Origin of the sequence: Oceanimonas aquatica (assembly GCF_030732065.1) — a bacterium.
Classification (GTDB): Bacteria; Pseudomonadota; Gammaproteobacteria; order Enterobacterales; family Aeromonadaceae; genus Oceanimonas.
On the sequence record NZ_JAVBHX010000003.1, the window covers coordinates 220,818 to 242,113 of the forward strand.

Annotated in this window: 22 protein-coding genes and 3 tRNA genes; 10 read left to right on the forward strand and 15 right to left on the reverse strand. The window is 58.9% G+C overall.

The window, feature by feature from the left end:
- Window positions 1-52 precede the first annotated feature (52 nt).
- From Q9290_RS06275 to rnd, 4 genes are read left to right on the forward strand one after another with little or no spacing between them, the layout of a single operon-like run.
- Window positions 53-1,972: an ATP-dependent DNA helicase gene (locus tag Q9290_RS06275; protein WP_306078789.1), complete on the forward strand. Its 1,920-nt coding sequence runs from the start codon at window positions 53-55 to the stop codon at window positions 1,970-1,972.
- 4 nt (window positions 1,973-1,976) lie between these two features.
- Window positions 1,977-2,657 carry a tRNA (adenosine(37)-N6)-threonylcarbamoyltransferase complex dimerization subunit type 1 TsaB gene (tsaB, locus tag Q9290_RS06280; protein WP_306078790.1) on the forward strand — a complete coding sequence of 227 codons (681 nt, stop codon included), beginning with the start codon at window positions 1,977-1,979 and terminating at the stop codon, window positions 2,655-2,657.
- A 9-nt stretch (window positions 2,658-2,666) separates the two neighbouring features.
- Window positions 2,667-2,813, forward strand: coding sequence for a hypothetical protein (locus tag Q9290_RS06285; protein WP_306078791.1), 147 nt, complete (start codon window positions 2,667-2,669; stop codon window positions 2,811-2,813).
- A 54-nt stretch (window positions 2,814-2,867) separates the two neighbouring features.
- Window positions 2,868-3,962, forward strand: a complete 1,095-nt coding sequence (rnd, locus tag Q9290_RS06290) for a ribonuclease D (protein ID WP_306078792.1) — start codon at window positions 2,868-2,870, stop codon at window positions 3,960-3,962.
- 226 nt (window positions 3,963-4,188) lie between these two features.
- Here the strand turns inward: rnd and minE are convergent, their stop codons facing one another.
- From minE to minC, 3 genes are read right to left on the reverse strand one after another with little or no spacing between them, the layout of a single operon-like run.
- Window positions 4,189-4,464 carry a cell division topological specificity factor MinE gene (gene minE / locus Q9290_RS06295; RefSeq protein ID WP_306078793.1) on the reverse strand — a complete coding sequence of 92 codons (276 nt, stop codon included), beginning with the start codon at window positions 4,462-4,464 and terminating at the stop codon, window positions 4,189-4,191.
- A 3-nt stretch (window positions 4,465-4,467) separates the two neighbouring features.
- Window positions 4,468-5,280 carry a septum site-determining protein MinD gene (gene minD / locus Q9290_RS06300; RefSeq protein WP_306078794.1) on the reverse strand — a complete coding sequence of 271 codons (813 nt, stop codon included), beginning with the start codon at window positions 5,278-5,280 and terminating at the stop codon, window positions 4,468-4,470.
- A gap of 29 nt (window positions 5,281-5,309) precedes the next feature.
- Entirely contained in the window at window positions 5,310-5,993 is a 684-nt protein-coding gene (gene minC / locus Q9290_RS06305; RefSeq protein ID WP_306078795.1) for a septum site-determining protein MinC, read from the reverse strand.
- A 106-nt stretch (window positions 5,994-6,099) separates the two neighbouring features.
- Between minC and Q9290_RS06310 the strand changes: the two genes are divergently transcribed.
- From Q9290_RS06310 to Q9290_RS06320, 3 genes are read left to right on the forward strand one after another with little or no spacing between them, the layout of a single operon-like run.
- Window positions 6,100-6,390: a YcgL domain-containing protein gene (locus Q9290_RS06310; protein ID WP_306078796.1), complete on the forward strand. Its 291-nt coding sequence runs from the start codon at window positions 6,100-6,102 to the stop codon at window positions 6,388-6,390.
- A 9-nt stretch (window positions 6,391-6,399) separates the two neighbouring features.
- Complete coding sequence (locus Q9290_RS06315) at window positions 6,400-7,062, forward strand: fumarylacetoacetate hydrolase family protein (RefSeq protein ID WP_306078797.1); 663 nt, start codon at window positions 6,400-6,402, stop codon at window positions 7,060-7,062.
- Window positions 7,063-7,497, forward strand: a complete 435-nt coding sequence (locus Q9290_RS06320; RefSeq protein ID WP_306078798.1) for a YcgN family cysteine cluster protein — start codon at window positions 7,063-7,065, stop codon at window positions 7,495-7,497. It abuts the gene before it with no gap.
- 96 nt (window positions 7,498-7,593) lie between these two features.
- On the opposite strand, the gene dsbB is transcribed toward Q9290_RS06320, so the two are convergent.
- The gene (gene dsbB / locus Q9290_RS06325) at window positions 7,594-8,094 is read right to left on the reverse strand and encodes a disulfide bond formation protein DsbB (RefSeq protein WP_306078799.1); all 501 of its coding nucleotides are present in this window, start codon (window positions 8,092-8,094) and stop codon (window positions 7,594-7,596) included.
- Between the two features lie 121 nt (window positions 8,095-8,215).
- Here dsbB and fadR point away from each other — a divergent pair, with 121 nt between their 5' ends.
- Window positions 8,216-8,929 (forward strand): fatty acid metabolism transcriptional regulator FadR, encoded by a 714-nt coding sequence (fadR, locus tag Q9290_RS06330; protein WP_306078800.1) that lies wholly within the window; start codon window positions 8,216-8,218, stop codon window positions 8,927-8,929.
- Window positions 8,930-8,993: 64 nt separating this feature from the next.
- Here the strand turns inward: fadR and Q9290_RS06335 are convergent, their stop codons facing one another.
- From Q9290_RS06335 to Q9290_RS06345, 3 genes are read right to left on the reverse strand one after another with little or no spacing between them, the layout of a single operon-like run.
- On the reverse strand, window positions 8,994-10,514 hold the full coding sequence (locus tag Q9290_RS06335; RefSeq protein ID WP_306078802.1) for a SpoVR family protein: 1,521 nt from the start codon (window positions 10,512-10,514) through the stop codon (window positions 8,994-8,996).
- Window positions 10,515-10,522: 8 nt separating this feature from the next.
- Window positions 10,523-11,791 carry a YeaH/YhbH family protein gene (locus tag Q9290_RS06340; protein WP_306078803.1) on the reverse strand — a complete coding sequence of 423 codons (1,269 nt, stop codon included), beginning with the start codon at window positions 11,789-11,791 and terminating at the stop codon, window positions 10,523-10,525.
- A gap of 21 nt (window positions 11,792-11,812) precedes the next feature.
- Window positions 11,813-13,735, reverse strand: coding sequence for a PrkA family serine protein kinase (locus Q9290_RS06345; protein WP_306078804.1), 1,923 nt, complete (start codon window positions 13,733-13,735; stop codon window positions 11,813-11,815).
- 671 nt (window positions 13,736-14,406) lie between these two features.
- Between Q9290_RS06345 and Q9290_RS06350 the strand changes: the two genes are divergently transcribed.
- The gene (locus tag Q9290_RS06350) at window positions 14,407-14,997 is read left to right on the forward strand and encodes an FMN-dependent NADH-azoreductase (protein WP_306078805.1); all 591 of its coding nucleotides are present in this window, start codon (window positions 14,407-14,409) and stop codon (window positions 14,995-14,997) included.
- Window positions 14,998-15,045: 48 nt separating this feature from the next.
- On the opposite strand, the gene aptA is transcribed toward Q9290_RS06350, so the two are convergent.
- From aptA to Q9290_RS06380, 6 genes are all read right to left on the reverse strand, one after another.
- Complete coding sequence (gene aptA / locus Q9290_RS06355) at window positions 15,046-16,350, reverse strand: omega-aminotransferase AptA (RefSeq protein ID WP_306078806.1); 1,305 nt, start codon at window positions 16,348-16,350, stop codon at window positions 15,046-15,048.
- Between the two features lie 403 nt (window positions 16,351-16,753).
- Window positions 16,754-16,830: transfer RNA gene (locus Q9290_RS06360), tRNA-Val, on the reverse strand.
- Window positions 16,831-16,844: 14 nt separating this feature from the next.
- Window positions 16,845-16,921, reverse strand: a tRNA-Val gene (locus Q9290_RS06365).
- 14 nt (window positions 16,922-16,935) lie between these two features.
- Window positions 16,936-17,012, reverse strand: a tRNA-Val gene (locus Q9290_RS06370).
- Window positions 17,013-17,103: 91 nt separating this feature from the next.
- Entirely contained in the window at window positions 17,104-18,135 is a 1,032-nt protein-coding gene (locus Q9290_RS06375; RefSeq protein ID WP_306078807.1) for a DUF3080 domain-containing protein, read from the reverse strand.
- On the reverse strand, window positions 18,080-19,468 hold the full coding sequence (locus Q9290_RS06380; protein ID WP_306078898.1) for an MATE family efflux transporter: 1,389 nt from the start codon (window positions 19,466-19,468) through the stop codon (window positions 18,080-18,082). The genes Q9290_RS06375 and Q9290_RS06380 overlap by 56 nt, the downstream gene beginning before the upstream one ends.
- A 160-nt stretch (window positions 19,469-19,628) precedes the next feature.
- On the opposite strand from Q9290_RS06380, the gene Q9290_RS06385 reads away from it, so the two are divergent.
- On the forward strand, window positions 19,629-20,237 hold the full coding sequence (locus Q9290_RS06385; protein WP_306078808.1) for a riboflavin synthase subunit alpha: 609 nt from the start codon (window positions 19,629-19,631) through the stop codon (window positions 20,235-20,237).
- 80 nt (window positions 20,238-20,317) lie between these two features.
- On the opposite strand, the gene Q9290_RS06390 is transcribed toward Q9290_RS06385, so the two are convergent.
- Window positions 20,318-20,521, reverse strand: coding sequence for a CPXCG motif-containing cysteine-rich protein (locus tag Q9290_RS06390; RefSeq protein ID WP_306078809.1), 204 nt, complete (start codon window positions 20,519-20,521; stop codon window positions 20,318-20,320).
- Window positions 20,522-20,546: 25 nt separating this feature from the next.
- Complete coding sequence (locus Q9290_RS06395; RefSeq protein ID WP_306078810.1) at window positions 20,547-21,293, reverse strand: pteridine reductase; 747 nt, start codon at window positions 21,291-21,293, stop codon at window positions 20,547-20,549.
- Window positions 21,294-21,296: the final 3 nt, after the last annotated feature.

The following is a 21,296-nucleotide window of genomic DNA, read 5'->3' on the forward strand; positions in this document are numbered from 1 at the left end:
CGGTGGGCGGCTTTTGGTATGATTCTCTTTTTCGCCAACGGAACCGCCGCCTGTGGAGCCTACCGACAGTACCGTACTCTTTGACCCCGAAGGACCGCTCGCCCAGGCGATAGAGGGTTTCAGCCCCCGTGCCGCCCAGGTGGAGATGTCGGCGGCGGTGGCCCGGGCCATGACCGATCGCATTCCGCTGGTGGTGGAGGCGGGCACCGGCACCGGCAAGACCTATGCCTATCTGGCGCCGGCCCTGGCCGCCGGCAAAAAGGTGGTGGTGAGCACCGGCTCGCGCAACCTGCAGGAGCAGCTCTATCACCGTGACCTGCCCACCCTGGTCAAGGCGCTGGGCTACAGTCATCCGGTGGCCCTGCTCAAGGGCCGGGCCAATTATCTGTGCATTGAACGACTGGGCCGGCTTAATGATACCGTGCCCGGCCTGTCTTCCGAGGCGCTGGCCGATCTGCAAGTGGTCAAACGCTTTGCGCCGCTCACCACCACCGGTGACGTGGGCGACATTCCCGGGCTGCCCGAGCGCAGCGACATATTGCCGCTGGTGACCAGCACCAACGACAACTGTGCCGGCCGCGATTGCGCCCATTATCAGGATTGTTACCTGGTCAGGGCCCGCAACAAGGCCATGGAGGCCCAGGTGGTGGTGGTCAATCATCATCTGTTTTTTGCCGACATGGCGGTGCGCGACACCGGCTTTGGCCAGCTGATCCCCGACGCCGAGGTGTGTATTCTCGACGAGGCCCACCAGTTGCCCGAGATTGCCGGCCAGTATTTTGGCCAGAGTCAGTCGAGCCGGCAGTTTACCGAATTGTCGCGGGATCTCAGGCTGGCCCAGAAAACCGAGGCCCGTGACATGGCCCAGCTGGGCAAGGCGGCGGATCAGCTGGAGCGCTGCGCCCAGGATTTTCGCCTGGCCTTTGGCCTGGACACCGGCCGCGGCCAGCTCAGGCCGGCGCTGGGCCGGCCACAAGTGGCGCAGGCCCTGGCCCGGCTGAACGACAGCCTGGCCTTTACTCACGAGGTGCTGAAGCTGGCACTCGGCCGGGGCGAGCAACTCGACCAGTGCTTTGAGCGGCTGATTGGCCTGCGCACCCAGCTTGAAGGCCTGACCCGGGTCGAGGAAAACGGTTATTCCTTCTGGTATGACTGCAGCCGGCTGCACGTGGCCCTGCACAAGACGCCGCTGTCGGTGGCCGAGCGTTTTGCCAGCGAGCTGGCCCGGGAAGAAACCAGCTGGGTGTTTACCTCGGCCACCCTGGCCGTGGGCACCAGTTTTGCGCACTTTTGCGCCGATCTCGGACTCACCGAGTGTCGCACCTTGCAATTGGACAGCCCTTTTGATTACCCTCGCCAGTCGCGCCTGTGCGTACCCCGCTACCTGCCCGAGACCAGCGGTGCGGGCCGGGGCAAACTGCTGGCCAACAGCCTGCTCGACACCCTTGCCCGGGTACCCGGTGGTTCCTTTTTTCTGTGCACCAGTTATCAGGTGATGCGAGAAGTGGCCGAGGTGCTGCGCGCCCGTCTGGATCGCACCGTGCTGATGCAGGGGGAAGACAACAAGGTACGGCTGCTGGAGCGGTTCAGCCAGGACGGCCGCGCCGTGCTGGTGGCCACCAGCAGTTTCTGGGAGGGGATCGACGTGCGCGGCCGTGCCCTGCAGTGCGTGGTGATCGACAAGCTGCCCTTTGCTGCCCCGGACGACCCTCTGCTCAGTGCCCGGCTGGAAGACTGCCGCCGCCGGGGCGAAGACGGTTTTGCCCGGGTGCAGTTGCCCAAGGCCATCATTACCCTCAAGCAGGGGGTGGGCCGGCTGATCCGTGACGTGGAAGACAGGGGGGTGCTGGTGATCACCGACGCCCGCCTGGTGAACCGGGCCTATGGCGCCGACTTTATCGCCAGCCTGCCGGCCATGCCACGCACCCGCAGCCTGCCGCAACTGAACGAATTTTTGTCAAATCTGGAGTAATGCCATGAGCCTGTTAATGGCCATCGACACCGCCACCGAAGCCTGCTCTGCCGCCCTCTGGCAGGACGGAAACGTGCTCAGCCGCTACCAGGTGGCGCCACGGGGCCATACCGAATTGATCCTGCCCATGGTGGAAGAACTGCTGGCCGAGGCCGGCGTCACCCTGACGCAGCTGGACGGACTGGCCTTTGGCCGCGGGCCCGGCTCCTTTACCGGGGTGCGCATTACTCTTGGGGTGGCCCAGGGGCTGGCCTTTGGCGCCGATCTGCCGCTGTTTGGGGTGTCCAACCTGCAGGCCCTGGCCCAGGGCGTGCACCGCCACACCGGCTGTGACACCGTGCTGGCCACCATTGATGCCCGCATGGGCGAAATCTATGCCGGTGGTTTTGCCCTTGAGCAGGGGGTCATGACCGGCACCCGGCCCGAGGCCGTACTGCCGCCGGCGGAGTTTCTTGCCAACTGCCAGGACCAGTGGCAACAGGGCGCCGGCAGCGGCTTTGTCACCTATCCTGAACTGACGGAGCGGGTGAAGGCGTTGTGCGAGGCGGTGCCCTTTCCCGAGGCCCAGGACATGCTGCCTCAGGCGCTCAAGGATCTGGCCGCCGGCCGTGGTGTGAGTGCCGCCGAGGCCAGACCGGTGTATTTGCGAGACAAGGTGACCTGGCAAAAGCTGCCCGGTCGCTGAGGAGTCGGGGTGACCATCTTTTATTCGTTTACCCGGGAAGACACGCCGCTGATGTTTCCGCAGCGGCCCTATCACCGAACACGCCATTGCCAGCGGCAACGCCAGCGTCAGCGCCAGCGCCTGCTGCGCCAGTGGCACCGGCAACGACGCCGCTGAACGATCACCCATTTTTGCGCCCGGCCGAACCGGGCCAATGCTGACAGAGCCTGCATGACTTATACATATATTGCCGATAATCAGACCCTGGCAGAGTTTTGCCAGACCGACGCCACCCTGCTGGCGGTAGATACCGAGTTTGTACGAACCCGCACCTTTTATGCCCGTCCCGGCCTGTACCAGCTGCACGACGGTGAGCGCACCGCGCTGATAGATCCCCAGGCCGTTACCGATCTGAGCCCCCTGTGGCGCTTGCTGCACGATTCAAACCGGATCTGTCTGCTGCATGCCGGGGGAGAGGATCTGGAGCTGTTTCAGCATCAGAGCGGCGCGCTGCCCGCCCGGGTGCACGACACTCAGCTGGCGGCGGCGTTTCTGGGCCTGGGTGCCCAGCTCGGCTTTGCGCCCCTGGTGGAACAACTGCTCTGCGTCAGCCTCGACAAGGCCCATGCCCGTACCGACTGGCTGGCCCGGCCGTTGTCGGCGGCCCAGCTCAGCTATGCCGCCGATGACGTGATTTATCTGTACCCGCTGTACCAGAAGCTGCACGAACAACTGGCGCAAAGGGGCCTGCTCGACTGGTTTGAGCAGGAATGCGAGTGGGCGGTTAAACGCCGGGCTGTGAGCGTGGAGCCGGCGCTGGCTTATCTGGACGTTAAAAACGCCTGGACCCTGGACCGTCAGGCCCTGGGGATTTTGCAACGGCTGTGCGAATGGCGGCTGAACGAGGCACGCAAGCGGGATCTGGCGGTCAATTTTGTGGTGCGCGAAGCTCATCTGTTCCGGGTAGCCGAGCGGGCCCCCCTAAGCCTGAGTGATCTCAACCGGCTGGGGCTGGAGCCGATGGAGATCAAGCGCCACGGCCAGACCCTGCTGGGCTTTGTGCAACAGGCGCTGGCGGCCCCGGAAACCTGGCCTGAGCCGGTCAGGCGGCTGGTGGATTACCCCGGTTACAAGGCGGAGCTCAAGCGCATTCGCGGTCTGGTGGAGCAGGCGGGTGAGGAGTCCGGTGTACCGGCCGAGCTGATTGCCTCGAAGCGGCTGATCCACCAGTACCTGAGCTGGAAATGGCGGCTGGAAGAATGCGAAAACAACCAACCTGCGCTGTTGCAGGGATGGCGCGGTGAGCTGTTACAAAGCCGGCTATAATTTTTCATCAGCTGCTACTTAACCGTCACCCCGCGAAGGAACGTCATGAAGGTGGGGATGAGGGGTCATCGCAGAGAGCAGTGTCTTCGGCGGAATTCACCGCCATCTGCAGAATGGATTCCGGCTCGAGGGCCGGAATGACCACAGTGGATCCATAACGCTGTGCAGACAAAAAAAACAGTGCCGCATTTTAAGTGGCACTGTTTTAATTCTTCCAGCTTTCAGCTTACGAGCTGGGTTTGTCGTCCTGCTCGGGCAGCATGATATTCAGCTCCAGCACCGAGAGGTTGTCTCCTTTCTGATCGAGCTGAACCGAAATCTGCTCCAGCTCGATACTGACATACTTGCGAATGACTTCCAGAATATCCTGTTTCATTTGCGGCAGGTAATCGGGGGTATCCCGCTGGCTGCGCTCATGGGCCACGATGATCTGCAGTCGCTCCTTCGCCAGTTTGGCGCTGCTCTGGTTCTTTCTTGAACGGAAATAGTCCAGTAGAGACATGAGTTAACTCCCAAAAAGTCGGCTGAAAAATCCCTTCTTCCCTTCTTCGAGGAAACGAAACTCCCGCTCTTCGCCGAGCAGGCGAGCCACGGTATCGGTGTAGCACTGACCGGCGTCGGATTCGCTGTCCAGGATCACCGGCTCACCGGCGTTGGACGCCTTGAGCACGGCCTGGGACTCGGGGATCACGCCCAGCAGCGGAATGGCCAGGATTTCCTGCACGTCTTCTACGCTCAGCATGTCGCCCCGGTTGACTCGCTCGGGGGAGTAGCGGGTCAGCAGCAGGTGCTCCTTGATGGGCTCCAGGCCCTGTTCGGCCCGGCGGGATTTGGAGGAAAGAATACCCAGAATGCGGTCGGAGTCGCGCACCGAGGACACTTCCGGGTTGGTGGTTACAATGGCCTCGTCGGCAAAGTACAGCGCCATCAGGGCGCCGCTTTCAATGCCGGCGGGCGAATCACAGATGATGTAGTCAAAGCCCATCTCGTTCAGGTCGTTGATGATCTTTTCCACGCCATCCCGGGTGAGGGCGTCCTTGTCGCGGGTTTGCGAGGCGGGCAGAATGTAGAGCTGCTCCACCCGCTTGTCGCGGATCAGGGCCTGATTGAGGTTGGCGTCACCATTGATGACGTTGACGAAGTCGTAGACCACGCGGCGTTCGCAGCCCATGATCAAATCGAGATTACGCAGACCGATATCGAAATCGATGACCACCGTTTTGTGGCCCAGTTTGGCCAGACCGGTGCTGATGGCTGCGCTGGAGGTGGTTTTACCTACTCCGCCCTTACCAGAAGTGACGACGATTATCCGTGCCATAGAAATATGTTCCTAAGTCGTAAAAAAAATCAGATCCTGTCCAGCTTGAGCTGTTCGCCCGCCAGAGAAATGCTGACCGGTTGTTCCCATTGCTCGCCCTGCAGCCCGTCACTGAGCTGATAGTGTCCGGCGATGGACACCAGCTCGGGCATTAGTTGCTGGCAGTAAATACGTGCGTTGTCATTACCCTTGGCGCCGGCCACGGCGCGTCCCCGTAATGCCCCGTAAACATGAATGCTGTCGTCGGCGATGACTTCGGCGCCGTTACTGACGGCCCCCAGTACCACCAGAGAGCCATTCTGGGCATAGATCTGCTGGCCGGAGCGCACCGGGCCACGATGGACACGGGTGCCGGGCTGATTAAGCAGGGCAGGAGAAGGAGACGGCTCGGGAGCGGGGGCAGACACCTTGCCGGTGGTCATCACCGCCAGGCCGGCTGCGCGGGCGGCGGCACGACCGCTGTCGTCGAGAATGCCACTGACACCCACCGGCACCAGTTCCAGCTCGCGCACGGCCGATGCCAGGGCGGAAAAATCCGGAATCTCCGGCAGTTTTTCGATATTGATAACCAGTGGTGCGGCGCGAAAAAACTCCGGCGCCTGTGCGATTTTTTCCAGCAGTTGTTGTTTTACCTGTTCAATGTCTGCCGAGGTAATATGCAACACCGACAGGGTAAAGCTGCTGCCTTTCAATTCAATGCCACGCTCCGCCATAAGCGGCTGTCCCCCAAGGAAAGTGATCCTTTTTGTTATTGGTCGTGCTGATGTTATAGTTTGCCATCCAGACTGGCAATAAACCCGACGGATTATAGCAATTTCCATGTTGTGTGCAGTGTATAAAAGCCCCAAAAAGGCAGAGACCTATTTGTTTGTTGAACGGCGCGACGATTTTTCGCGTGTTCCCGCTCCCCTGATGGCCACCTTTGGTACGCCGCAACTGGCCATGGTGATCAATCTGGCCACCAAAACCAGACTGGCGCTGTCGGATATCGACAAGGTGCGGGAAGGCCTGCGTACCCAGGGCTATTTCCTGCAGTTGCCGCCGCCGCCGGAAAACCTGCTCAAGGAGCATCTTGCCCGCCAGGCCGCCGAGCGCGGCGATCAGGAATAAGAGTCCAGCATGTATCAGCATATCGATCAGGAAGGCTTTGTACTGCCCTATGCCACCGGCAAAGTGGTGTGCGTTGGCCGCAGCTACCGGGATCATGCCGAAGAGCTGAACAACCCGGTGCCCGATGCACCGCTGTTGTTTATCAAGCCCGCCACCAGCCTGGCCCCCCTTGACGAGCCGCTGCTGTTGCCCGCAGATCAGGGGCCGGTGCACCATGAGGTGGAAGTTGCGTTGCTGGTGGGGCGCCGGTTGTGCAAGGCAAGCCCTGCGGAGGCGCTGAACGCCGTGGCCGGTGTGGGGCTGGCGCTGGATCTGACCCTGCGCGCGCTACAGGATGAGCTTAAAGCCAAGGGGCAGCCTTGGGAACGGGCCAAGGCCTTTGACGGCAGTTGCCCCATGGGCCCGTTTGTGTCACCGGATTTGCTGGCGCCGCTGCAGCAGCTGGATTTTTCGCTCACAGTGAATGGCCAGCCCCGGCAGACGGGCAATACCAAACTGATGATGTGGTCTCTGGGCGAGTTGCTGGCGGAGATCAGCGGGTGCTTTACCCTGATGCCCGGCGACATCGTGCTTACCGGTACACCCAAGGGGGTCGGGGAGCTGAACGCGGGTGACGAACTTACGTTAACCCTGGACAACAAGTTCGCCTTTACGGCGAAGGTAGCAAAATAAATGCAGGCAAACTTCTGGCAGACCAAGACCCTCGACGAGATGACCGACGACGAGTGGGAGGCCCTGTGTGACGGCTGCGGCAAGTGCTGCCTCAACAAGCTGATCGATGAAGACACCGATGAGCTGGTGCACACCAACGTGGCCTGCGAGCTGCTCAATACCCACAGCTGCGCCTGCAGCGATTACCCCAACCGCTTTGCCCGGGTGCCCGACTGCCTGAAGATCACCCGTGACAAGCTGAGCGAGTTTTACTGGCTGCCGTCCACCTGTGCCTACCGGGTGCTGGCGGAAGGCAAGTCACTGCCGTCCTGGCACCCGCTGCGTACCGGCTCCAAGAGTGCCATGCACCGTGCCGGCCAGTCGGTGCGAGGCAAGGTGGTGCCCGAATCCAAGGCCGGCGACTGGGAAGATCACATCATTACCTGGGCCAGCTGATAAGGTACCGTCACTCCGGGCTTGACCCGGAGTCTGGGGTAGGTCGGGCCTTTGTCTGCAAAATGGATTCCGGCTCAAGGGCCGGAATGACTAGGTTTAACGTCTTGCCGCCACGCGCACGCCAATAAACAATACCGCCAGCCCGGCCAGCACCGCGAAAATTCCCATCAGCCATTGCGGCATGCTCAGCCCCAGCCATTGCCAGTCGATGGAAGAGCAGTCACCGGTGGGATAAAACATGGCCGGCCACCAGACCTCCAGCTGAAACCAGGCGGGAAATTCGGCGACCGTGGAGCACTGGTGAAAGGGCGAAGGGTTCAGCTGATAGCCCACATGTTCTCTGGCCAGCAAAAAACCTTCTACCGAGGCCGCCAGCCAGCCTGCCAGGGCCAGGCCACTCACCACTGCATTTTGGGGGGCCAGCCAGCCCAGCAGGCCCGACAGCATCACGCCCCACAAGGCCGCGCGCTGGTAAACGCACATCACGCAGGGGGCGTAATCTTCCACATACTGGTAGTAAAGGGCCGCCAGCAGCAGCGCCGTGCTGCCCAGGGTCAGCAGGGCCCAGGCCAGGCGAGAGCGGGAAAACTGGTTCACGGAGAAATCCTCGTCGATTGATGTGCAAGGAAGGCGGGGTTGCTTGTGGGAGACTGGTCCGCTCTGTTATCATTTTTCGCGTTTTTTACCATTTGTAACATTCCAGAGACAGAGTGATTTCATGGTCATCAAGGCACAAAGCCCCGCCGGTTTTGCGGAAGAATATATCATCGAGTCCATCTGGAACAGTCGCTTTCCTCCCGGCTCCATTTTACCCGCCGAGCGGGAGCTGTCGGAGCTGATTGGCGTGACCCGTACTACGCTGCGGGAAGTGTTGCACCGGCTGGCCCGGGACGGCTGGCTGACCATCAAGCACGGCAAGCCCACCCGGGTAAACAACTTCTGGGAAACCTCCGGCCTGAATATTCTGGAAACCCTGGCGCGGCTCGATGCCGACAAGACCCCCGAGCTGATTGGGCATCTGTTATCGGCCCGCACTCATATCAGCAGCATCTTTATTCGTGGTGCCATTCGTCATGATTCCGCGGCGGTAGAGGAGGTAGTGGCCGGGCTAGAACGGCTGGCCGATGACGCCGATGCCTATGCCGCCTTTGACTACGAGCTGCACCATCGTCTGGCCTTTGCCTCCGGCAATCCTATTTATGGGTTGATCCTGAATGGCTTCAAGGGTTTGTATTGCCGGGTAGGGCGCTATTATTTCTCCCGTGCCGGTGCCCGGGCCCTGGCGGCGGACTATTACCGGGGGCTGGCGGAGCACGCCCGCACCGGCCGGGCGGAAGAGGTGGTGGAGCTGGTGCGGGACTACGGCAAGGCGTCGGGCCGGCTGTGGCAGGAAATGCGCGAGCATCTGCCCGATACCCTGGTTCATCAATAAACAAGTGCAACAGTAACAAGTGCAGTAGTGAAAAAAACGCCTCTCATCGAGAGGCGTTTTTGACTCAGCTTTCTTCCGGTTTGGGCGGGCAGCGGCTGAGCAAGGTACCGCTGCCATCGGCTTCTTCCTGCTCCAGCAGGACGTCGAATCCCCACAGCCGGTGCACGTGCTTGACCACCTCGTGACAGGAGTCCGATAGCGGAATACGGTTATGAGGCACATGACGCAGGGTCAGCGACCGGTCGCCCTTTACCTCCACGTTATAGACCTGAATGTTGGGCTCCAGGTTGGACAGGTTGTACTGGTTTGACAGGGTCTGCCGCAATTGGTGGTAGCCCAGATCGTCGTGAATGGCCGAAATTTCCAGGTAATTGCGGGTGTCGTCGTCGGCCACCGCAAACAGGTGGAAGTCCCGCATCACCTTGGGTGAGAGGAACTGGCTGACAAAGCTCTCGTCCTTGAAGTTCTCCATGGCAAAGTGCAGGGCCTTGACCCAGTCGGAGCCGGCAATATCCGGAAACCAGGCCTTGTCTTCCTCGGTGGGATCCTCGCAGATGCGGCGAATGTCCTGAAACATGGCAAACCCCAGGGCATAGGGATTGATGCCCGAGTAGTACTTGCTGTTGTAGGGGGGCTGAAATACCACATTGGTGTGGCTGTGCAGTATCTCCATCATGAATTTGTCGGTGACCAAGCCCTCGTCGTACATGTGCTGGCAAATGGTGTAATGCCAGAAGGTGGCCCAGCCCTCGTTCATCACCTGGGTCTGCTTTTGCGGGTAAAAATACTGGCTTATCTTGCGCACGATACGCACCACTTCCCGCTGCCAGGGCTCCAGCAGGGGCGCGTGTTTTTCAATGAAATACAGCAGGTTTTCTTCCGGCTCTTTGGGGTAGCGCAGTTTCTGCTTTTGCTTTTCGTCTTCCATGCGCGGCAAGGTTCGCCACAGCTCGTTGACCTGAGTTTGCAGATAGGCCTCGCGCGCCTTCTGACGGCGTCGTTCTTCCGCCAGTGACAGTTTTTGCGGCCGCTTGTAGCGGTCGACCCCGTAGTTCATCAGGGCATGGCAGCTGTCGAGCAGGTTCTCCACTTCCGAAATGCCGTACTTTTCCTCGCACTCGTTAATGTAGTGCTTGGCAAACAGCAGGTAGTCGATGATCGATTCGGCATCGGTCCAGGTTTTGAACAGGTAGTTGTTCTTGAAAAAGGAATTGTGGCCGTAGCAGGCATGGGCGATGACCAGCGCCTGCATGGGCATGGTGTTTTCCTCCATCAGATAGGCGATGCAGGGGTTGGAGTTAATCACAATCTCGTAGGCCAGGCCCATCTGGCCGCGCTTGTAATTCTGCTCGGTCTGAATAAATTTTTTGCCGTAAGACCAGTGATGGTAGCCAATGGGCATGCCGATGCTGGAATAGGCATCCATCATCTGTTCGCCGGTGATCACCTCTATCTGGTTGGGATAGGTGCTGAGCCCGTAGTGTTCGGCGATACGGGCAATTTCCTTGTGATAGGCCTCGAGCAGGTCAAAGGTCCAGTCCGGTCCGTCACTCAGCGGCCGGCATTTTTTCAGTGCTTGCGCCATAGGTCACCTCACGCCGCCTGTTTTCTGAACAGCTCCCGGAATACGGGATAGATATCCTCCACCGAGCGGATGTGCTCCATGGCAAAGGCCGGAAACTGCCGGGCAATGGGTTCATATTCGTGCCACAAACTCTGGTGAGCCCGGTTGGTGATCTCGATATAGGTGAAGTAACGCACCAGCGGCATGATGTCCTTTTGCAGCAGTTGCCGGCACAGGGGAGAATCGTCGGCCCAGTTGTCGCCATCGGACGCCTGGGCGGCATAGATATTCCACTGATCCGATGGGTAGCGCTCATTCATTACTTCCTTCATCAGCTGCAGTGCGCTGGAGACAATGGTGCCCCCGGTTTCCTGAGAGTAGAAAAACTCCTGTTCGTCCACTTCCTTGGCCTGAGTGTGGTGGCGGATAAACACCACGTCCACGTTCTTGTAGCTGCGGGTCAGAAACAGATAGAGCAGCAGGTAAAAGCGCTTGGCCATGTCCTTGGTGGCCTGATCCATCGAGCCGGACACGTCCATCAGGCAGAACATTACCGCCTGGGTAGAAGGCACCGGCCGTTTGACGAAGTTGTTGTAGCGTAAATCAAAGGTGTCGATAAAGGGCACCGCCGCAATGCGGCGTTTGAGCTCGCTGATTTCGTCCTCCAGCTCCTGAATGCGCGCGTAGTTTTCCGCCGGGCGCTTGCCCAGGTCTGCCAGCTCCTGTTCCAACTCGGCCACGGTACGCTTTTTACCCGCCTGCAGGGCGGTACGCCGGGCCAGAGACTGGCGCAATGAACGCACCACGTTGATGTTGGCCGGCACGCCGTCGGCAGTGTAGCCGGCCCGAAAGGTTTTCATTTCGCTGATCTTGTTGAGCTTGTTCTTCTCCAGATTGGGCAACTCCAGGCCGTCGAACAGCAAATCCAGGTATTCGTCCTTGGAGATCTGGAACACGAAATCGTCCTGACCTTCTCCCTGATTGCTGGCCTCGCCCTGGCCGCTGCCGCCACCGCCACCACCGGAGGGACGGTCAACCTTGTCACCCTTGACGAACTGGTCGTTACCCGGATGAACCTGATCCCGGTGGCCTCCCTTGCCGTGATGAAAGAAGGGCTCGGAGATGTCCCGGGTAGGAATGGAGACACTCTCGCCCTTGTCGATATCCTGAATGCTGCGTTTGAGCACCGCATCCGACACCGCCTTTTTAAGCTGTTGTTTGTAGCGGCGGATGAAACGCTGCCGGTTGACAGCGCTCTTGTTACGGCCATTCAGTCGTCTGTCGATAAAATGCGCCATGGTTCCCCCAACTGATGCCTATCAGCTTGACTTGCGTACCCGCAGGTACCACTCGGACAGCAAACGAACCTGCTTGCGGGTATAGCCTTTTTCCATCATGCGGTCCACGAAGTCGTCGTGCTTTTTCTGCTCGTCGGCACTGGTTTTCGCATTGAAGGAGATGACCGGCAGCAGCTCTTCGGTATTGGAGAACATTTTCTTCTCGATAACGGTTCTGAGCTTCTCGTAGCTGGTCCAGTTGGGGTTCTTGCCGGCGTTGTTGGCCCGGGCCCGCAGCACGAAGTTGACGATTTCGTTGCGGAAGTCCTTGGGGTTGCTGATGCCGGCGGGCTTTTCGATTTTCTCCAGTTCGGCATTGAGCGCAGAGCGGTCAAACAGCTGGCCGGTGTCCGGATCCCGGTATTCCTGATCCTGAATCCAGAAGTCGGCGTAGGTGACATAACGGTCAAAGATGTTCTGGCCGTACTCGGAGTAGGACTCGAGGTAGGCAGTCTGAATTTCCTTGCCGATGAACTCCACGTATTTGGGGATCAGGTAACCCTTGATGAACTCCAGATAACGGTCATGTACTTCCTGAGCGTACTGTTCCCGTTCGATTTGCTGCTCAAGCACGTAGAACAGGTGCACCGGGTTGGCCGCCACTTCGGCGTGGTCGAAGTTGAACACCCGGGACAGGATCTTGAACGCGAAACGGGTAGACAGGCCGGTCATGCCCTCATCGACCCCGGCGTAGTCCCGGTATTCCTGGTAGGACTTGGCCTTGGGATCCGTGTCTTTCAGGGTTTCGCCGTCGTACACCCGCATCTTGGAATAAATGCTGGAGTTTTCCGGATCCTTGATGCGGGAGAGCACGGTGAACTGCGCCAGGGTTTCCAGGGTGCCGGGGGCACACTTGGCGGTGGACAGTTCACTGTTGGCCAGCAGCTTCTTGTAGATCTCCACTTCTTCGGTAATGCGCAGACAATAGGGCACCTTGACGATATAGACCCGGTCAAGGAAGGCCTCATTATTCTTGTTATGCTTGAAGTGCTGCCATTCCGACTCGTTGGAGTGAGCCAGAATAATGCCGTCAAAGGGCAGGGCGGACAGCCCCTCGGTACCGTTGTAGTTGCCTTCCTGGGTGGCGGTCAGCAGCGGGTGAAGTACCTTGATGGGAGCCTTGAACATTTCCACGAATTCCATCATGCCCTGATTGGCCTTGCACAGGGCGCCGGAATAGGAGTAAGCGTCGGCATCGTCCTGGGCATAATGCTCCAGCTTGCGAATATCGACCTTGCCCACCAGGGAGGAAATATCCTGGTTATTGTCATCACCGGGTTCGGTTTTGGCCACGGCGATCTGGTCGAGCACCGAGGGGTACACCTTTTCTACCCGAAAACGGGTGATATCGCCGCCGTATTCATGCAGGCGTTTTACCGCCCAGGGCGACATGATGGGCCGCAGGTACCGGCGCGGAATGCCGTATTCCTGTTCCAGAATGGGGCCGTCTTCGTTCGAGTCGAACAGGCAGAAGGGATGGTCGTTGACCGGCGAGCCCTTGATGCGATAGATAGGCACTTTTTGCATCAGCGCCTTCAGGCACTCGGCCAGGGATGACTTACCACCCCCTACCGGGCCCAGCAGGTAGAGGATCTGTTTCTTTTCTTCCAGCCCCTGAGCGGCGTGCTTGAGGTAGGAAACAATCTGCTCGATGCTGTCTTCCATGCCATAGAAGTCGGCAAAGGCAGGATAGCGGGCAATTACCCGGTTGGAGAACAGCCGGCTGTATCTGGGCACCTGGGCGGTGTCGATCATTTCCGGCTCACCGATGGCCATCAGCAGCCGCTCGGAGGCGGATGCGTAACAGCCCTTGTCTTCGCGGCAAAGGTCGAGAAATTCCTGCAGGCTGTATTCCTCTTCCTTGGCTTTTTCATAGCGCGTTTGATAGTGCTCGAAAATACCCATGGTCATTCCCCCTGATTACTAACGGCTCTTAATAAAAGACAGAGCCGTGCGCACACACATTTCACATCCTGTAGTGATAAGGTTAGTCACGGTTCTGCTATTGCGCTCGTGTAACACACGGAAAAAACTGACATTTATATAAAACGTGAAGGGGATTTCCCTGAGACCGGCAAGCGAAAAAGCCGGATTCTGCGATGCCGGCAGCACCAGCAGCAGGGGCTGGCGCCGTTCAAGACCGCTGGCAATGAAAAATACTGACCATAACGTCAACGTAAATAATGGAAGTGCGGCGCTAAATCCGGGAGTGTTTTATGGCTTTTTACGTTGACTTCACATTTTGCTCCGGTTACATTGAATCAGCATCACGGTCTAGCCACTTGCTACATGTTAATGAAAGCAACTTGTTAGGTGAGATGCGTAGCTCTGTTTAAGCACGTTTCCGTTTGTTTGACCCTCGCCAGTCGAGGGTTTTCTTTTATCTGCCCCTTGTCATTCCCTTTACGTTAACGTCATGCGTTCGCTTGTGGTTTATTCGAATATTTTGAACGTGTCGGCCACGATTTTCCGGTTTTTCTCGGCTGTTGCCTGTCTTATGCTGATTCCAATTCGATAAACATCGGCACTTTTAAATGTGTCAGTTATTCAGTATTTCTGCATTAAGGAGCCAGTCCATGACCCATACCCTGATCCTCAAATCCAGCATTCTTGGTGAGCATTCCGAGTCCGGCCGGCTGATGGATTATTTTATCAGCCAGCTTGATGAGCCGGCGCCCACGGTACGGGATCTGGCCGCCGAGCCGCTGCCGGTGCTGAATGGAGAGGGAGCACAAGCACTGCGCAGTGACGGTGAGCTGAATGAACGCCAGCGTGACCTGCTGGCGCTGTCCAATGCGCTGGTGGCCGAGCTCAAGGCCGCCGACCGGGTGGTGATTGCCGCACCCATGTACAACTTTCATGTACCGGTACAGCTCAGGACCTGGATTGATCTGGTGTGCCGGGCCGGTGTGACCTTTCGTTACACCGACCAGGGGCCGGAAGGCTTGCTGAAGGGCAAGAAAGCCGTGGTGATCACCACCCGGGGCGGCCAGCATAAAGACAGCTCCCGCGAGCTGATCACGCCCTATCTGGAAACCGTACTTGGCTTTATGGGAATCACCGAGGTGGAATTCGTGTATGCCGAGGGGCTGAATATGGGAGGCGATGCGCGTGAAGCCGGCCTGAATGGTGCCCGGCAAAGGCTGGCGGAGCTGGCGGCGGGCTGACCGCCAATGGCAACAGGTGAAAAGGGCTGCAAATGCAGCCCTTTTTGTTTAGCCGAACTGCTTTCGAATACAGCGCTCCAGGATCCCGATGGTCTGATCAACATGTTCCTTCTCGATAACAAGGGGCGGTGACATGGCGATGGCGTTACCCAGAGAGCGCAGCATCAGCCCTTGCTCCCAGGCCAAACTCTGGATATCGGCACCGGCGGGGGTGTCGAACTCCACGGCAGCAATCAGGGAGTAGTTGCGAATATCGATGACGCCGGGCAGGCCTTTCAGGCTGTGCAGCCCTTGTTCAAAGTAGCGGCTGATCTCGCCGTCGGCGGCCCCGCGATGATACAGGCCGTCCTGCTCGTACACATCCAGGGTCGCCATGGCGGCGGCGCAGGCCAGGGGGTGGGCGGAATAGGTATAACCGTGGAAGAACTCCACACCGCTGGCGCTGGCTTCCATCACGGCATCATGAATGTGGTCGCCGGCCAGTACGGCGCCCATGGGGGCGGCGCCGTTGGTCAGGCCCTTGGCGGTGGTCATGATGTCGGGCTGAACCTCAAAGGTCTGGCTGGCAAAGACATTGCCGGTTCGGCCAAAGCCGCAGATCACTTCATCAAAAATAAGCACAATGCCGTGCTCATCGCAGATTTCCCGAATGCGCTGCAAATAGCCCAGCGGCGGCGGCAGCACGCCACCGGCCCCGGTGATGGGCTCGATGATGACGGCGGCGATGCGGCTGGCATCGTGCAGTTTAATCAGCCCTTCCAGCTCGTTGGCCATTTCCACACCGCCGTGAAGGGGCAGGCCGCGAGAGAAGGCGTTGCGTTCCAGATCCTGGGTATGAGAGAGATGATCGGTGGGCAGCCACTGACCAAAGGCCTTGTAGTTGCTGGTGATACCGCCGACCGAAATGCCCCCGAAGTTCACTCCGTGGTAGCCGCGCTCGCGACCGATAAACAGCTGGCGCCCGGCCTCACCCCGGGCATGGTGGTAGGCCAGGGCCATTTTCAATGCGGTTTCCACCGATTCGGAGCCGGAATTGGTATAGAACACCCGGTTCAGGTTGCCCGGCGCCAGTTCGGCCAGGCGCTCCGACAGCTCAAAGGCCAGCTGGTGGCCAAAGCCAAAGCAGGGAGCATAGTCCAGCTCCCGGGCCTGGCGGGCGATGGCGTCGGCAATGTGCGGATGGCCGTGACCGGCATTGCAGCACCACAGACCGGCGGTCATGTCCAGCACCCGGCGGTTGTCGTCGGTGATCCAGTGCATGCCTTTGGCGCCGGTGAGCATACGCGGACTGGCCTTGAAGCCCTTGTTGGGGGTGAACGGCATCCAGTGGGTGTTTAACGCAGTATTGTTCATGCTGGCACTCTCTCAGACTCGGGTTATATGCGCTGTTGGGCGCTGTGATTAAGGCCAGTGTGAACAAAAGGTAATGAAGGGAAAATCACATCGTTTCAATGTTCAGTTTGGCCGGCTTCAACATGAGAGGCATATTCGGTGTCTCCCTGAAACTGAAACCTTGTGCATGCCCTGGCGTTAACAGGGGGTGACACAAACCGTCGTTCAGGACCGGCACAGTGATAATCGGGTTGGATGAGGGGAGTAGACCATGTGGCTTGATCCGCACCAGGTGTTTTACGCTCTCTCTTTACTGGCAAAGAGCGTCATTTTTCATACCGGTGGTTGATTTATGCCAACATACATAAATATCAAAGCACTTCAGACAGCAAAAAGCCCGCTCAAGGAGCGGGCTTTTTTAAACTGGTGCGTTCTAGTGGATTCGAACCACCGACCCCCACCATGTCAAGGTGGTGCTCTAACCAACTGAGCTAAGAACGCGTTGTATATTAATTTGGTGCGTCCTAGTGGATTCGAACCACCGACCCCTACCATGTCAAGGTAGTGCTCTAACCAACTGAGCTAAGGACGCAAATAGTGCTGATTTGGTGCGTTCTAGTGGATTCGAACCACCGACCCCCACCATGTCAAGGTGGTGCTCTAACCAACTGAGCTAAGAACGCATCGTGCCGTCAGGCGCTGCGTATACTAGCCAAGGCCATCAGCCTCGGCAAGCCTTTTTTCTTTGATACCAACCGGATGGAGAACAATTGCTCAGCCCGGTGAAAGATTGCACCGGTGTAAAAAGTCCTGCCAGGCCCTGGCGTGTTCCAGAGTCAGCTGCCGGTAGCGGGTGTAAATGAGGCTGTCGAGGCCGGAAGCATACCAGTGCCGGTACTCGTCCATGGCGTCATGGCCCGTGGATGGTGGGGTCAGGCTTTGTTGCAGCAAGGGTGCCAGCCGCACAAAGTGCCGGTCGAGCCGGCTTAACCGGGCCTGAATATCCTTGATGTAGTAATGCTCCATGGCGTTGCGCAGCCGCTCGGCATCGGCCTTGCCTGCCGGGCCACAGTTGAATTGTTCCAGACGGCCAAGAAAGGTGATGCTCTGGGCTAGATAATGGCTGGCACTGTGCAGTGAGTAATACAATTCACCCAGGTAGTCATTGTTATAGAGTCCGCCCAGCCGTTCGTTAAAGCCGGCGCTGTCGATCACCGTCAGTTGCGGTGTGCCGGCGGCCTGATGGCGCAGACGGGCAAACAGGGAAAACGCGTTGAAGGTGGCCTGAAAGCCACGGTGATCATCGGGCACCGGACGCTGGCGAGGCGTGAGGGCGGCACGGATGTCTGGCTCGGCCACCATCATGTTCCAGTGATAGCCGGGCAGCAGCGGGGCCTTTTGTTGTTCCAGCCCGGTCAGCCAGGCTTGCAGTGCATTATCGTCCTGCTGAGCCCGACAGTCCTGCAACCCTTGCTGAAAGCGCAGATGATAAAGCAGCACGGCCCCGGCACTCTGGCTTTTGCCGATGGGGCTGTTGTGCTCGCCCACCAGGGCCAGTAGCCGGCATTCGCCGAGTTTAAGGGTATCTAGCAGGCCAGCGCTGATACGCGGTTGTTGCAGTTGCAGCCGGCGCTGGGCCGGCAGCGGAGGCAGGGGGGCCGGCTGGCCGAGGGCAGGGGGATCGGTGCCGAGCACATTGGCCACCCGGGCCAGGTAGGTGTCAAAGGCCGATTTCAGTGCCTGCCGGTCGTTACAACCCGTCAACCAGAGGCAAGCCAGCGTTATCGCGATGATGGACCCTTTCATAAATCGTACGTAACCGCCGTATCAACAAACAAGCCGCTATGGTCAAGCCTACCAGAAAACCCAGCCAGAAGCCGTGGGGGCCCATGGCCGGCACCAGCCAGTCGGTGAGGCCCAGCACCATGCCTACGGGCAGGCCGCACAACCAGTAAGCCAGCAGCGTAATATAGAAAATGACCTGAGTATCCTTGTAGCCCCGCAGGGCGGCGGCGGTGATCACCTGTACCGAGTCGGAAATCTGATACAGCGACGCCAGCAGCAGCAGGCTGGCGGCCAGCTCCAGCACATAGGTGTCATCGGTATAGATACCGCTGATCCAGTAGCGTGACAGAGCGGTGGCCAGTGCCGTGGCTACCGCCAGCAAGGCACCAAAACCAATGCCCGTCAGGCTGGCGATTCTGGCCTGGTCGGCCAGCCCTTCCCCCAGGCTGTGGCCCACGCGAATGGTCAGTGCCATGCCCAGGCTTAACGGCAGCATGAAGATCATGCTGGAGAAGTTGATGGCTATCTGGTGGCCGGCCACTACGTCGGCGCCAAGCGGTGCCAGCAGCAGGGCGACCACGGTAAACAGGGTCACTTCACAGAAAATGGCCATGGCAATGGGAAAGCCCAGTCGAAAGATGCGGCCGATGCGGGCCATGTCCGGCGCGCTGAGGGCGGCGAATACCGCAAAGCGGTTAAGCAAGGCCGAGCGTTGAGTGTAAACGACCATGGCGATCAGCATGGCCCAGAACACCAGCGCCGAGGCATAGCCACAGCCCACCCCGCCCAGCTGAGGCAGGCCGAGCTTGCCGTGGATCAGCACATAGTTGGCGGGCACGTTCACCGCCAGGCCAATAAAGCCGATCACCATGGTTGGGCGAGTGTGCGACAGTCCTTCACTGAAATTGCGCAGCACCTGATAAAGGGCATAGGCGGGCATGCCCCAGAGAATGCCGTGCAGGTAGCCGGTGGTTTTTTCCGCCAGCAGGGGCTCCACGTCCATCCAGTGCAGCACCATGGGAGAAAAATACAGGGCCAGCCAGGCGGGAACCATCACCAGCAGCGTCAGCCAGAATCCCTGGTGTACGGCCCCGGCCACCTCGTCGTGGCGACGGGCGCCATTGAGTTGAGATATGATGGGGGTCAGTGCCATGACCACCCCCTGTACCAGCAGAATGATCGGCAGCCAGAAGCTGGTGGCCACCGCCACGGCCGCCATGTCGGTGGCACTGATCTGCCCGGCCATCACGGTATCCACAAAGCTCATGGTGGTTTGCGCCACCTGGGCCACCAGAATGGGGCCACATAGCCGCAGCAGGTGCCGGGTTTCGGCCAGAAAAGGGGTAAAGGACATGCGTCTTTCGCTCATGAAAAAATGCCGTCGGCGTGAATGGCCGGCGCGAATGAATGACCGGAGAGTGGTACGATGTCGGGGAATCGCCACAGGCCGTGAATATAACGGTTGCCGGCGTTTTTTCCCATTATTTTAAACTGCTTTGATATGGATTTACGCGATGTTTACCGGAATTGTGCAGGGGCAGGGCACCCTGCTGACCATCATTGAAAAAGCCGATTTTCGTACGCATGTGGTGGCCATGCCCGCCGAGCTGCTGCCCGGCCTGGCGTTGGGTGCCTCTGTAGCCCATAACGGCTGCTGCCTGACCGTGACCGCCATCGATGGTGAACGGGTCAGTTTCGATCTGATGCAGGAAACCCTGAGGGTCACCAATCTGGGGCAGCTCAAAGAAGGAGACAGGGTTAATCTGGAGCGGGCGGCCCGCTTTGGTGATGATATTGGTGGTCATGCCATGTCGGGGCACATTATGGGCATGAGTGAGTTGCTGGAGCGCATTGACACCGACACCAATACCACCCTGCGTTTTGCGGTGCCCGAAGACCTGGGCAAATACCTGTTTACCAAGGGGTATATCGGTATTGATGGCATTAGCCTGACGCTGGGAGAGGTGAGCGCCGAGCATTTTGTGGTACATCTTATTCCCGAAACCCTGGCCCGCACCAACCTGGGGGTGGTGCAGCCCGGCTACCGGGCCAATATTGAAGTAGATCCGCAAACCCAGGCCATTGTAGACACGGTGGAGCGGGTGCTCGCAAGCCAGAAATAAGGTAAAGGCCGGGGTGAGCCCGGCTTTTTTTATCGCGGCATTATTATGCCAACATAGAAACAGTGTTCTACACACATTTACTAAAAATACTGCTCGTCGTCGGCATCCACCCGAACCTCAACTTCATCACTGTCTTCATGGCAGACCAGCTTGATGTGCATGGCATTGCAGCAGGCCTGACAGTCTTCGTAGTAATCCTGATCACCCCCGGAGGCATCCACTTCAATACGGGTATGGTGACCGCAATGAGGGCAGAGGATGGTTTGCTCAAAATAGTCACGCATGGCGGTTCTCCTGATAATGGCGTGATCAGGCCTCGGGCAGACTTTGACAGGAACGGCCGCCGTCCAGGGCGATGATCTGGCCGGTAAGGTAATCCGGCCCCTCAAGCAGGAAGGCGACGGTATCGGCAATTTCCTGAGGGCTGCCCAGCCGGCCCATGGGCACCGAACCCAGCACCCGTCGCTTTTGCGCTTCATTGAGCTCGTGCTCGGGCCAGATAATGGGGCCGGGGGCAATGCCATTCACCCGTATATCGGGTGCCAGCTCGGCTGCCAGGGCTCGGGTCAGGGTGGCCAGCGCGTTTTTGGCCATGCTGTAGGGAAGGTGATGGCGCAGGCCGTTGGCGGCGTGAATATCCACCATGTTGACAATGGCGCCTTTTTCCCGTTTGAGGGCCGGGGTTAGTGCCTGACTCAGCAGCAGGGGCGCGGCGGCATTGGTGGCAGAAAGTTCCAGCCACTGGGCCGGCGTGATGTCACCAAAACGGCTGGGATAAAAAGCGGAGGCATTATTGACCAGAGCGCTGAGACGGCCAAAACAGCTCAGAGCCCGGTCGGCCATGGCGTTGATGTCGTCAAGGCGGGTCAGATCCTGCTGTAATAAACGAACACTGTCGGGGCGGGCCCGGTTAAGGCTGCTGGCCAGGGCGCTGGCGTCCTGTTCACTGTGGTGATAGTGCATGATCAGGTTATAACCCTGAGCATGCAGGCAACGACTGATTTCCGCACCAATGCGCCTGGCGGCGCCGGTGATCAACACCACGGGTTGCGACATGGC